This is a genomic window from Anthropogastromicrobium aceti (genome assembly GCF_020687335.1).
Taxonomy (GTDB): domain Bacteria; phylum Bacillota; class Clostridia; order Lachnospirales; family Lachnospiraceae; genus Anthropogastromicrobium; species Anthropogastromicrobium aceti.
In genome coordinates, this window is sequence record NZ_JAJEQN010000011.1 from 46,984 (window position 1) to 61,645 (window position 14,662).

General features: G+C 39.8%; 5 protein-coding genes. All 5 read left to right on the forward strand.

Features of this window, described 5'->3' with window-relative positions:
- Positions 1–285: 285 nt before the first annotated feature.
- The 5 genes from LKD48_RS06030 (at position 286) to LKD48_RS06050 (ending at position 14,646) form a co-directional block, all read left to right on the forward strand.
- Positions 286–7,695: a Cna B-type domain-containing protein gene (locus tag LKD48_RS06030; protein ID WP_308731514.1), complete on the forward strand. Its 7,410-nt coding sequence runs from the start codon at positions 286–288 to the stop codon at positions 7,693–7,695.
- A 163-nt stretch (positions 7,696–7,858) separates the two neighbouring features.
- Complete coding sequence (locus LKD48_RS06035) at positions 7,859–8,797, forward strand: DNA-3-methyladenine glycosylase family protein (protein ID WP_308731515.1); 939 nt, start codon at positions 7,859–7,861, stop codon at positions 8,795–8,797.
- 130 nt (positions 8,798–8,927) lie between these two features.
- Positions 8,928–10,781 carry an ATP-dependent zinc metalloprotease FtsH gene (gene ftsH / locus LKD48_RS06040; RefSeq protein WP_262536249.1) on the forward strand — a complete coding sequence of 618 codons (1,854 nt, stop codon included), beginning with the start codon at positions 8,928–8,930 and terminating at the stop codon, positions 10,779–10,781.
- A 268-nt stretch (positions 10,782–11,049) separates the two neighbouring features.
- Positions 11,050–11,433, forward strand: a complete 384-nt coding sequence (locus tag LKD48_RS06045) for a BlaI/MecI/CopY family transcriptional regulator (RefSeq protein ID WP_066561535.1) — start codon at positions 11,050–11,052, stop codon at positions 11,431–11,433.
- A 177-nt stretch (positions 11,434–11,610) separates the two neighbouring features.
- Positions 11,611–14,646 carry a gamma-glutamyl-gamma-aminobutyrate hydrolase family protein gene (locus tag LKD48_RS06050; RefSeq protein ID WP_308731516.1) on the forward strand — a complete coding sequence of 1,012 codons (3,036 nt, stop codon included), beginning with the start codon at positions 11,611–11,613 and terminating at the stop codon, positions 14,644–14,646.
- Positions 14,647–14,662 lie beyond the last annotated feature (16 nt).

Below are 14,662 nucleotides of genomic sequence, written 5' to 3' on the forward strand. Positions count from 1 at the left end.
GATATAAAAATAAAAAAACTGGTGTAATAACTAGATTATTGAAAGGAGCGCACGAAAGTGCGCTCTTTTTTCATACTTTGGTATGATTTACATTTTGTGTAAGTGACCGTATACTTAAAATTAGAATAGGTTTCATGAAAAACGTGTAAAAATTTAACATGAAACACTCGTTTGAGCAGTATAAAATATAGTAACCATTAGGAGACTCTTTATGTGTCGTCTTTATGGGAAATTAGATGATGTGACAGAGAGAAACTCCTTGGTGCTGGAAAAGGAGGAAAAAGTATGCGGAAAGAAAAGAAAAAAATGTCAATCAAAAGGCGTATAGCGGCAGCGGCATTAGCAGCTTTTGTTGGCGTATCTAGTTTGAATGTCAGTATTCCAGGATTTTCAACTGTGATTACAGATGCCAATGAGACAGAAATTGCCAGTCAGCTATCAGAGGAAACACCAGAGGAAGAGACAACAGTCGAATCCACTATAGCAGCGGCACTAGCAGCAGAAGCACCTGCACCAGTGGCACCAGCAGCAGAGGAACCAACGCCAGAGCCGATAGTGGTAGCGGCACCAACGCCAGAGCCGACAGTAGTAGAAGCGCCAACGCCAGAGCCAACAGTAGTAGAAGCGCCAACGTCAGAGCCGACAGTAGCAGAGGAACCTACTACACCAGAGCCAACAGTAGTAGAAGCGCCAATGCCAGAGCCGACAGTAGCAGAGGAACCTACTACACCAGAGCCAACAGTAGTAGAGGAACCAACAGTAGAGGAAACTACGATAGAGGAAGCCGAAACAACCGACGAAGAGGAGACTATTCTGTCAGTGGAAGAGACCGAAGAAGAAACTGAGGCAGAAACAGAAAACGTGACAGAAGAAGAAACAGAGCCAGAGACTGATGAGGATGATCTGTTATCAAATGATCCAGTAACATTTGGCTTAAGGGGCGCTAACGGGTTAATGCTCACAGCAGGAGGGGCAATTCCAAGGTTAGATGACTACATTAAAGATGTTACTATAAGTAAGAGAAGAGGAGACTCATGGGTCAAGGTGAATGAAATTACATCAGGCCATAATGCGAGAATTGATTTGAAGTATACCCTTCCAGAGGGACTTATTACAAGTCAGTCACGTAAAATCCAGTATCAGCTTCCTGACGTAATTAAAATTGATAATCCGCCATTAGAGGGTGTATTGAAGGATTCTTCAGAGCAGCCAGTCGGAACATTCAGTATTGATGCAAATGGTCTTGTTACATTCGAATACAGCCAGGAATTTAGTGAAGATGAGAAATCATTTAGCGGAGACTTTTTCTTTGAATGTAAAGTAGGTTCAAGGAAAACTCAAGAAGAGGTAACATTTAGCTTTCCAGGAAAAGGAGAGGTAACATTTACTATAAAGCCGTCTTCCTTAGCGTTTGATATAAAGACTACGAAAACGGCGAGTGAAGTAGTTCAATATGGAGATGGTGAATGGTATGTAACTTATACAATGACCATTTCATCTAAAAAGGGAACAGGCAAAGATATTGAGGTTTTCGATTACTTTTCAGATGATAATGTTGTAGGCAGTCAGATGAAACAGGTTATTTTGCTGGATCGTATTTATATTTGGGATAACAACGGTAACTATGTAGAAAATATTCAATTTGAGCAATATGGAAATGGTGGCTTTGTGACAACACTTCCAAAGTTGGAAGCAGGTCAAAAATATACAATAACGTGTGTAGCATTAGTAAATAAGCAGCTGCTTTCAACATCAGCTACAACAAAGCTTAAGCTGAATGGAAATACTTTCTATGTAAGAAGCGGCAAAAATGAGCATAGTTCATATGCAGAAGCAGAATATAGCAGAAATGTTATTAAAAAGACTTCTGAAAAACAAGAAGATGGAAGTTATAAGTATACTGTCACTATCAATGAAAGTCAGGAAAATTTAAAGGGTCTTACTATAAAAGATACTTTTAAGTTAGATGGCACAGTAATTGATATCAATGATATTGAAGGTTTTTATGTTGATGTGCAGGGCGGAAGCAATCCTGGAATCACAAAGGAAAATTTCTTTAGTACCGGATATAAATTTGAGAACGATTTTAATAACAAAATTGTGATTACATATAGGTATTATCCGTTGGCTAATGAAACAAATGCTGAGAAGAAACTTGTAAACCGCATAGAAATTGGTCCTAATACTTGGGGAGAAGTAGAAGACACCATTGGTATCATTGGCTATCTTGATAAAACCCATGATGAAAATCAGGTTGTTAAGAAAGACGGATATGTTGAAGTTCCATATTTAGTCACAGTAACAGTGAATGATGGTATTGCAGAAGGAGCAACGCTTACTGATACACTAAATCAGGATCATATACAGTCGTTATTAACACCAGTTACTGTAAACGGTATAGAAGCATCTGATTATACAATTCAATATTTAGGTAAAGACGGAGTATTAGTTAATGAATTTGCAGAAGGAATGATTGGCTTTAAGGTGACATTTAAGGCGATTACACCTGAAAAGGCACAAAAGATCAACTTTGAGTACAAGGTAAAAGCTGAGTTTGCAAGTTATCCGGCCGGAACATTTAGGTATGATAATGTAGCAGTTTTCGCCAGTGGCTCAATCAATCAGACAAAGACAGATTCATATACATATACAAAGCACGCATTTTTACTGAAAAAGGTATCAAGATATTCAAGTGGTTATCAAACGAGCATTGATGAAGTAAAAGAAAGTGATTTGACAGATGGCAAGCTTTATTACGAGTTAGAAATAAAGCCAGCTGAGAGAAATTTGAACGATACATTTACTGTTACAGATAAACTTCCAGAGGGTGCAGTTTATGTTGAAGATTCATTTAATGCAAGTCCGACAACATTGAACCAGATGAGTGTCAGTGAAGATGGCAGAACTTTGACTTTTACTATTCCAAAGGAAGTATATGTCAATGAAGATGGAAGCTATAAGCATGATGTTTTGTATATTCATTATGCAATTCAGATTTCCAACGCAAACTTGTCAGGTTCACAGCAGGAGCTTGTATACTTTACAAATACAGCAACTTCTGGTGAAGATAAAGCAAGTGTAACTGTTCCAGTGCTGTTTGAGGAAAAAGAAATTGAAGAGGACGATGTTATTGATAAGAAGGGATTCCAGAATAACAGTGACATCACCTATACAATTGTAGTAAACAAAAATCGTTTAGATCTGATTCCAAATGTGAATAAGATTACACTGAATGATGTTTTGAAATGTGATGTAGATGAGTCGAAGATTCAGGACATTACACTGGTAGGAAATATAGTTTCTGTGTATGAATATGATGCGAGCAAACCTGATGGTAAGGGTGCACCTGTAAGCAAAAACTTTTATACATACCAGTATAATGAGAAAACACATAATATTAGTATGATACTTCCTGATTCAGAAGCGTTTGTTGTAGAGTATACATATCGTTTTAAATTTACATCAAATTACGCAGGACAAACAATTACGATTAAGAATAATGTAGAACTGGTCGGTTCTTACAAAAAAGAAATCAGTACACAGTGGAAGAATCAGAGTGCTGGCGGATCAGTTGCAAAATATAATTCTTTAATTGTTTATAAGGTAGAAAAGGGAAATGAAGATGAAAAACTGAGTGGTGCAAAATTTAACCTCTATAAATATAATGATGGTAGTTTTTCACTGATTCAGAATGACATTGAAATTCCTGTTACTGGATGTAAGTTTGTTTCTGATAAAACAGATGAAGACATGATGGCTGCAACTGATATTGCAGTTGAAGAGAATGTATTGTATTATCTTGAAGAAGTCCAGGCTCCAAGTGGATATAAGATTGAAGCAGGACATGAAAAGTTTTACTTTGCATTAGGTACATACGGAAAATCAATCAAGGATTTAAAAGCTGCAGTTGCAAAAGCAGTAGAGACAGCAGACATTACAGTAGACGATGTACATTTTGCCAACACAAATGCAATTGTAAATATCGAGAATGAGATTGAAGATGGAGCAGTCAGAATCCAGAAAGTATGGCTGAATCATGATGGCAGTGAAATGCAGGCATCTGAGAGCAGTATATCAGTGGGATTGTATAAGACACATCATCGTTATACAGATGCTCAGCCAGTTGAAGTTGAAGTTTCCTATAAAGGAAACGGAATGAGCAGTCCGCAGCTTGCTTTTGCAAGTACTGAATACTATAGGATTGGTACAAAGCTGACAGTTACAGGATATTTAAATGAAGGCTGGAGAAAGAACTGGGGAGGCTGGGATTTTGCTTCAACACAAATGACAGCACGTTTGTATATCAATGGAGATGATCGCGGTGAGCTGAATATTGAAAATGTATATTCAGTAACGCATAGCGAGATTGTAAGTAGCACACTGAATAAGATTAGTATCGTAGTTACAGCCAATACATATAATTCAATTTTGGATGGTAGCAAGCCAGGCAAGGTTAATGGAACAATAGCAACATTAGCCGCAGGTGATATGGAATTTGTTCAGAATGTAACTATTGATAGTCATAATAACTGGACAGCAGTAGTATCTGGTTTACCGACAAAGGAAAATGACGGAGAAGATATTTATTACTATGTAACAGAGTTTAGTTTGTATGGTTATACTATTTCTTATCAGAATAATGGCGTTTTAGCCGGTGTTGGAGGAAATCCAATTGTTGTAATAAATAAGGCAGATGAGGAAGTGAAAACAGCTTCGTTTAGTATCAACAAGGTGGATGCATCAACGTCAACGCCACAGCCACTTGAAGGAGCAAGTTTTGCACTATACCGTGCAGTGAAGAATGACCAGAATCAGTTTATTAGAGTTGGTTTACCAATTGCAACAGCAATTAGTAATGCTAGTGGAACTGGAGTTGCATTCTCAGGACTGATTCCAGGTGAATACTTACTTTATGAGACAAGTGCTCCGACGGGATATGTAACACCAAGTGAACCATGGAGAATTACAGTAAATAATGATTGTGTAGTTGATGCGCATGGTTTGCAGGCAAATAGTGATGGTGCATATATAATTGAGAATGGTAAGTACCCAGGTATTCTTTCTATTACTAAAAAGGTTGAAGGATACGAAATGGAAGAGGGTATGCACTATTATATCAAGGTTACTCTTACAGATGCAGCAGATAAGCCTTTAACGGGAAGCTTCAATGGAATAAGACTTGAAAATGGTTCAGCTATCTATGAGCTTGTAAAGGATGCAACTATTACATTTACAGGTCTTCCATTAGGAACGAAGTATACTGTGGAAGAGGTAAATTTTGATGGAACAGCTTTAACTGGAGAGGAAGAATATACATCAAGACTTACAACAAATGCAACAGGAACAATTGACAAAGAAGCAGGTACTGTAGCGGTAAATGTAACTGTGACCAATATCTATGAGATACCAGAGACGAGTGCAGTTATCTCTGTACAGAAGATAGTAGACGGAACTGGTTACAATCAAGATGAAGCCTTTGAATTTACATTAAGTGCAGCAGAAGAAGGTACACCAATGCCAACAGAAACTGGCAATAAGGTTTCTATAAAGGCAGGTGAAACTGGAAGCTTCGGATCAATCACATATACGGATACAGGCGTATATTACTACACTGTAAAGGAAACCAAGGGTTCAACTGTTGGAATGAGTTATGATGAAACAGAATACCTAGTAACAGTAGTGGTATCTATGAATGCTGAACGCAAGCTGACAGCATCTGTATATTATAACATTGTGATGACAGATATACCTGAAGTTGAAAGTGATGTAAGAGCCTTAGTTGTAACGAATACATACAGAGTTACAAGTGTATCAGGAACCAAGACCTGGAGAGCACCAGAGGGAAGCGAACTTCCAGAAAGCATCACAGTAATCCTAAATCGTAACGGAAGTCCAGTTGACTCAAAGAAAGTAACAGCAGCGGACGACTGGAGCTATGAGTTTACAGAACTTCCAGCATACAGCGAAGATGGATCAACAGCCTACACATATACAGTAGATGAAGAGCCAGTAGAAGGCTACATCACAACTGTAAGTGGAACCAACCTGATTAACACAATCACAGGAACCACAAGTGTATCAGGAACCAAGATCTGGAGAGCACCAGAGGGAACCGAACTTCCAGAAAGCATCACAGTAATCCTAAATCGTAACGACGAGCCAGTTGCTAGAAAGAAAGTAACGGCAGCCGACGACTGGAGCTATGAGTTTACAGAACTTCCAGCATACAGCGAAGATGGATCAACAGCCTACACCTATACAGTAGATGAAGAGCCAGTAGCAGGATACAATAAGGAAGTAGATGGATACGATCTGATCAACACAAAGAGTGAGAAGATTGAAATCACAGGAACCAAGACCTGGAGAGTGCCAGAAGGAACCAAACTTCCAGAAAGCATCACAGTAATCCTAAATCGTAACGACGAGCCAGTTGCTAGAAAGAAAGTAACGGCAGCCGACGACTGGAGCTATGAGTTTACAGAACTTCCAGCATACAGCGAAGATGGATCAACAGCCTACACCTATACAGTAGATGAAGAGCCAGTAGAAGGCTATATCACAACTGTAAGTGAAACCAACCTGATTAATACAATCACATCAGTTAAGATCAGCAAGGTAGATATTGCCGATGGAGAGGAACTGGAAGGAGCAACTATTCAGCTCATCGATAAGGAGACAGGAGAAGTTGTAGAAGAGTGGACATCGACAAATGAAGCCCACGAAGTAACAGGTCTTACAACAGGAAAGACATACATCCTAAGAGAGACAGTAGCACCGGAAGGTTATGGCATTACATCAGATACCACCTTTGAACTTAAGGAAGATGGAAGTATCGATACAGAGAAGACAACGACAACAGTAAGTGAAGAAGGAGTCTTATTAGTAGAAGATACCCGTCGCATCGACTTTATTGTAAATAAGGTAAGTGCAACAGATGATCATGAATTGTATGATACCATTCTGAGTGTATATGAAATTACAGATGAAGGTGAGGTTCTTGTAGATAGCTGGACATCCAGATGGAAGGAAGTTCATAACTTTGGATTAAAGCTCTCTTGCGGAAAGTCATACATCTTAAGAGAAGATAAGGCGACTGGTGGTTATCATAAGATTCCGGGAGACATTCTGTTTAATGTGACTGCCGATGGAAAGATTCAAATTACAGAAGGTCAGGATTGGAAATATGAGAATGGCAAGAATGTAATTGAAGAAGTAGTAGATGAGGCAGGCAATGTGATTTACCTTATTCGCGATGTCAGAAACCCTGAAGAGGAAGAAGAAACAGAACCTGATGGACCGACAGATCCTCATCAGTCTGAGACAACAACACCAGAGGAGACAACAACTTCTGAGGAAGAAACAACACCGGAGGAAACAACGACTTCTGAGGAAGAAACATCTCCAGAAGAAACGACTGTTTCTGAGGAAGAGACAACTGTTTCAGAAGAAGAAACAACATTGCCTTCACCAGATGATGAAGAATCAACACCAGAAGTTACCACTCCAGCAGCCAATACAACAACAACTGCTGCGGAAACAACGGTTAGTGAAACGCCGACAACAACGCCTTCATCTGAAAGAGTAATTCTTGGTATTGAAGACATGAGCAGAACCATTGGTATGGCACTAGCTGGATTCGGAGCAATTATGCTTACAGCACTGATCTGGCTGTATCTGCGCAGCAAAAAGGCATAACAAATCACGCAGTAAAGAAAGTTTGCTAATAAGCAGGACACCGCCTCGGCAATGACAAATGCAGGGGCGGTGCCCTTCGTTTGTAACACAATTGACATATATTTGCATTTGCTTTATCATGGTATTGTATGTGAAAAGTCGCATGCAGAAAGGAAATGTATCAATGAGTGAGAATGTAAATTTATGTGAGTATATAGAATCAAAATGTGTTCATGTTGAGGCAGATTGCTTTGACCTTGAACAGATCATGGAGAGTGGACAATGCTTCAGAATTTATAAACTTTCTTTGCAGGAGCAGGAAAAGCTTTGCAAAAGCAAGGGTTTGGAGAATTGTGAAAGCATGGCATGGTATCGAGTCATGGCTGCAGATAAAAAAGTTTTTGTTTGCCAGAATGGTGTCCATCTGATATTCTTTTGCAGCAAAGAGGAATACAAGCAGTTCTGGTGTCATTACTTTGATTTGGATTTTGATTACCGCAGTTATGAAAAGGCAATTGATGCGGATGACAATTATCTAAAGTCTGCATTTGCATATGGAAAAGGTATCCGCATTTTGAACCAGGATCCATGGGAGATGCTCATCACCTTTATAATTTCACAAAGAAAAAATATTCCAGCAATACGTCAGGCAGTGGAAAGCTTATCGACGACATGCGGAACATGTATAGATAAGGAAAATAAGTTTTTTGCATTTCCAACGCCAACGCAGCTAGCAGGATTAAGCTTGTCTGATCTGCAGGATCTTTCTTTGGGATATCGGGCAAAATATGTGTATGAAGCTGCCCAAAAGGTAGCATCCGGGGAATTAGACATAAAAAAATGGGCTATGCTTGGTGATGACGACTTGCATAAAGCACTTCTTTCATGTTATGGCGTTGGTGAAAAGGTTGCAAATTGTGTGGCGCTGTTTGGATATCATCGTATAGGTGCATTTCCGGTAGATGTATGGATTGACCGAATCCAGAAAACCTATTATAATGGAAGCTTCCCAGTAGAAAAATACGAAGGATTTGCCGGTGTCATGCAGCAATATATGTTTTATTACGAAAGAAAAATGGCCACAGATCATTCAAAAAAAGCACGTAAACAGTCGGAAAAATAGAATAATTCATATTTATTTCACACAAAATTTAGCACTCTCACCTTGACAGTGCTAATGAAAAGGGGTATGATACGAATAGGCTAAAATATGCCAAAAGCTTTGGAAATCCAAGGCAGAATGTGAGGTGCTTATGGAAGTAGATGACAGGCCGAACAGGCCAAAAAAACCGATGCTGACCTATTGGGTCATTGCCATCATTGTGTTTTTGCTTTTAAATACATTTGTATTTCCGAATCTGTTTAGACGACAGGTAGAGCAGACGGATTACAGCACATTTCTCCAAATGATCGAGGAAAAGAACATTGGAGAAGTCAGCGTAGAAGATACGCAGATTACCTTCTCAGACAAGAGTGGTGAGCATATTTACAAGACAGGAACAATGAACGATCCTGATCTTGTAAATCGTCTTGAGGAAGCTGGTGCTGTATTTAGTAAGCCAATTGTTCAGCAGATGGGCATGCTTGAATATATGTTGATAAGCTATATTCTTCCAATTGCTCTTTTTGCTCTTTTGGGATGGTTTCTTTCCAGAAAAATGATGAGCAAGATGGGCGATGGAGAGAGCATGATGACCTTTGGCATGGGCGGCGGCTCCAAGAGCAATGCCAAAGTTTATGTAAAGTCTGTTGATGGTATTAAATTTAAAGATGTTGCCGGAGAGGAGGAAGCCAAAGAACTTCTTCAGGAGATCGTTGATTTCCTTCATAATCCGGAAAAGTATCGTGAGATCGGTGCGAAAATGCCAAAAGGTGCGCTTCTTGTAGGCCCTCCTGGAACTGGTAAGACAATGCTTGCCAAAGCAGTAGCTGGTGAAGCAGATGTTCCGTTCTTCTCCATTTCAGGTTCCGAATTTGTTGAGATGTTCGTTGGTATGGGTGCCGCAAAAGTAAGAGATCTGTTTAAACAGGCCAATGAAAAGGCTCCATGTATTGTTTTTATCGACGAGATTGATGCAGTTGGAAAGAAAAGAGAGAGTGGTCAAATCGGCGGCAATGATGAGCGTGAGCAGACGTTAAATCAGCTGCTGTCAGAGATGGATGGTTTTGATGGTTCTAAGGGTGTTGTCATTTTGGCAGCGACAAACCGTCCGGAGTCTCTAGACCCTGCACTTCTTCGTCCAGGCCGTTTTGACCGCCGTATTCCGGTTGAACTGCCTGATCTTAAGGGTCGTGAGGATATTTTGAAGGTACATGCGGCAAAGATTAAGATTGCAGATAATGTTGACTTTAACGCAATTGCGCGAACAGCAGCAGGTGCATCTGGTGCTGAGCTTGCCAACATTGTTAATGAGGCAGCACTTCGTGCCGTCCGTGATGGAAGAAAATTTGCAACACAGACTGATTTAATGGAAAGTGTTGAAGTAGTTATTGCTGGTTATCAGAAAAAGAACCGTATTCTTTCAACGAAAGAAAAACTGATCGTTTCGTATCACGAGGTCGGACATGCGCTTGTAGCAGCGCTGCAGACAAATTCTGCACCAGTGCAGAAGATTACGATCATCCCGCGTACATCAGGTGCGCTTGGCTTCACAATGCAGGTTGATGAAGGCGAAAAGTATTTGATGACAAAGGAAGAACTTGAAAACAAGATTGCAACCTTTACCGGAGGACGCGTGGCAGAGGAGCTTGTATTCGGAGATGTGACAACAGGTGCATCAAACGATATTGAGCAGGCAACGAAGCTTGCACGTGCAATTATCACCAGATATGGCATGAGTGAGTTCGGTATGGTAGCAATGGAAAGCTTAAATAATGTTTACTTAGGTGGAGATACCAGTATGAGCTGTTCGCAGGAGACAGCTGCAAAGATCGATGATCTCGTAGTAGCTCTTGTGCAGAAGCAGTATGAAAAGGCAAAGAATCTTTTAAATAGTCATATGGACAAGCTTCATGAGATTTCAAAGTTCCTTTATGAGCACGAGACAATTACGGGTGAGGAATTTATGGAAATCTTAAATCGTCCACAGATTGTGGAGCAGGATTAAGCACAGATTTTGTCACAAAATAAATGAATTTGACGATGATTGCAAAAGAGATTAAATTTACCGTCATATTTTTGATCAAAAAAATACAAAAAGTTAATAAAATGCTAATTTTATTCATTGTAATTATTAAGAAAATGCGGTAATATAATCTCGTTGCCTTAGAAAAAAAGTATTGCCCACATGGCAGGATTTATTCTGGGAGCAAAAAAACAGCTGTAAAAACAGAAGATACTGTTGTCTAAATTAAGGTACAGAAAGGGATATCGTGATGTTAGAATTAACAAACACAGAACAAGTGATCATGAAATGTATCTGGGAAATTGGTGACAATGTAGCTGTAGCAGACTTGTTAGAGCGTCTGAAGACAGAGTATGGTAAAGAGTATGCTAGAACAACAATTAGCGTATTTATGTCCTACCTGCGTGACAAAGGCTATGTAACATATGAAAAGAGAAGTCATGCATATGTTTATAAACCATTAATCTCAGAACAAGATTATCAGAAAGAGTTGATGAAGCGCTATCAGAAGACTAGCTTTAGTGGTTCTGCGGTAGAGTTCATCCGTGCTTATCTTGACAGTCAGGAATTGACAGCCGAAGATCTTAAGGCTATTCGTGAACTGGTTGAGAAGAAGCAGCAGGAAGTAAAGTAAAATACAAAATGAGTAATAAGCAATAAGAAAGGGAATCACCGCAAGGTGGTTCCTTTTTATGTGGCGGGATTGTCAAAAGTGTGGTAAACTGGTATGGTAGAAAAAAACAGATACACTCGTGATATAGATCTGGATAAAAAATAGACAAAGCAGTACAGGCAAGGGAGGACATGCAATATGGCGAATCGTATCAATAAGATTATTTCGACAAAGGCAAATACATTGTATGCGATGAAAAACCTGATCAAAAAGGCAAGCATTGAGGAAATGTATATCCTTAGAGTTGAAGACTTCTGGCGCAATAAAAATCAAGTCTGCACAGAGATTATGGAAAAATTTGGTGGCTGCAGAATCGTCGTGCGAAGCTCCTCTACGCAGGAAGACTGTATGAAGTCCTCAAATGCAGGACATTATAAAAGTATTCTTGATGTAGATTCAGCGAGTCGTGCGCAGATCGTAGAATCAATCGAGGCTGTAATTCAGTCATATGAAAAAGATATAAAGGGTATTTCAAATGAGCAGGTACTGATCCAGCGCCAGGCAATAGACGTGTGTGTCAGCGGTGTTGTCTTTTCACGTGACTTAAAAGGAAAGCGACCATATTATCTTGTTAATTACGATGACTTGGGGTCAACAGACAGTGTAACAAGCGGTCGTGGCGGCAAAACGCTTTGGATTGCGAGAAATGTTTCACTTTATCAGCTTGAGGAGCGCTGGCGCAATTTGATTACAGCAGTAACAGAAGTAGAGAGCATCATAGAGGATATTCCGCTTGATATTGAATTTGCCATAGACAGCCACAATCAGGTGATTCTATTTCAGGTTCGTCCGCTTGCAGCAGGCTATCGTGAAGGACGTTATATTGATGATTATTCTTTCTTTGCAAGAAAGGGTCAGATTCGCCGGGAGTATGAGGAGCACCTTGATGCAATTACAGGAAAGCCGATGAAGCTTTCTGATATGGCTTTTTGGAATCCATCTGAGATCATTGGAAGCAATCCAAGGGCGTTAGATTATTCACTGTACCGCGAGATCATAACGCATCATGCATGGAATGAAGGAATCCGTACATTAGGCTATCGTGCATTTAATGAGGATCTTATGTATCAGGTTGGAAATAAGCCATATATTAACTTGACATATTCCTATTATTCACTGATTCCAGCAAGTATTCCGGAACCGCTCGCACTTCGTCTTGTTCAGTATTATCAGACAAGGCTTGAGGAAGACCTTTCTGCACACGATAAAATTGAGTTTGAGATCATTTTCAGCAGCTATGATTTTATGACGGAAGAAAATTCAAAGAGATTGCTTCGTTATGGTTTTACCGAGGAAGAACGTAAACTTCTTGTGCGCGAAGTAAAAAAGCTTACGATTGATGCTGTAATGAATCAGGAAAAGATTTTAAAAGAAGATCTTGAAGCACTAAAGCGTCTTGAAAATTGCCGTGAGGAAATTGAAAAGTTGTTGTACCAAGATGTGTCAATTGACAGAATCATCGACAGTATTTTGACTTTGTTAAAAGAAATTCGCACAAATGGTACTCCGCAATTTGCCCGCCAAGCAAGACTTGCCTTTATCGCAAGAGCATTTCTTCGCACGCTTGTAGATGCTGGCTACTATACAAGTGAAAATGTGGATACTTTCATGCAGGGAATTTCTACAGTATCATCAGAATTTAACGATGATTTTGAGCGCTTTTCTGAGGGTCTTATAAGCCGCGAGGAGTTTAACTTTAAGTATGGACATCTTCGAAGCGGCACATATGATATTCGTTCAGACCGATACGACGCGATGAATTTTCGCCCTGCGCCATCGCGTATTAAAAAAGATAAGGTAAAGATTCAAAAAGATCTTGATATCAGTATTTTGACGCAGGCTCTGGAAGATACACAGCTTGATGTGCCTGCAGAGCGTATGGCAAAATTTTGGATCAGCGCAATTGAACAGCGAGAGTATTTTAAATTTGAATTTACAAAATCGCTTAGTATGGTATTAGAACTGATTCGTAAGCTTGGCTCAATTTTGGAGATTCGTACTATGGATTTGTCTTGGCTGTGTGTAGATGATTTTAAGCTATATGAGTCAGGCTGTGATCCAGAAAATTTAAAAAAGCTTTGGATGAAGCTAATCACAAAGCGGCGCCGTTTAAATCATGACAGCCGATTAATTCTTCTTCCAGAAGTTATTTTGTCAGGTGCGAGCGTAGATGTGATTCCTGTGTATGAGGCACGCCCTAATTTCATAACGGCAAAGACAGTCGAGGGCGAGGTAGTGTTGCTTGATGAGGAGCCGGATGCTGATATCACTGGAAAAATTGTTGTAGTGCCAAAGGCTGACCCAGGCTACGAATGGATTTTTACAAAAAATATCAAAGGATTTATCACAAAGTACGGTGGTGCAGCTTCTCATATGGCAATCCGATGCGCAGAATTTAATATTCCGGCAGCAATCGGCTGCGGCGAGAAAATTTACGATACAGTATCACAGCTTGACTATTTGGAGATGGACTGCAGAAATGGTCTGATCAAGGAAGGCATTCAATATACAAATCTCCATGCACTTATCACGCAGAGAGAGGGTGTCAACGATTACGGAGATCCAACTGATATACTAGAGGCTGGATATGTTGAATTTTATGAGTCTATTGGTTTTATTCCGCGTCCTGTTGCAAACCATACTAAAAACTTCGAGCGTCTGTTTGATGAAAAAATAGATCTTTTGATTGTAGTTGGCGGCGGTGCACTTGGACCGCAGTGGTATGACCGTAAACATGAGGAAACGGTACAGCCATACCGTGATAAGATGGAAGAAAAGCTTATTCACTACTGTGTTAATCATGGAATACCGATTATAGGTACATGCCGAGGCATGCAGTATGTGAATGTTCTATTCGGTGGAAAACTGGCATATCATCCTGATCTGCCGTGTCCTAGAAAGCGCGGTGAGGATCATAAGGTACGTTTGCTAAAAGAAAATCGAAGCATTTACGTTAACAATTATCATAAGGATGTCATTTTCGAGGATGCACTTGCAGACTGCTTTGAGCCGCTTGCAATAGATGAAGATAATCACACCATCGAGGCATATCAGTCTGAACAGATGAAGATTTTAGGTGTTCAGTGGCATCCAGAGCGAAAATTTGGCCATGCAGATGGAATTGATGAGACGCGCCGTCTGGTAAGAGATTTTATCTCGAAATTTATTCATTAAGTTAGAGGATATATAC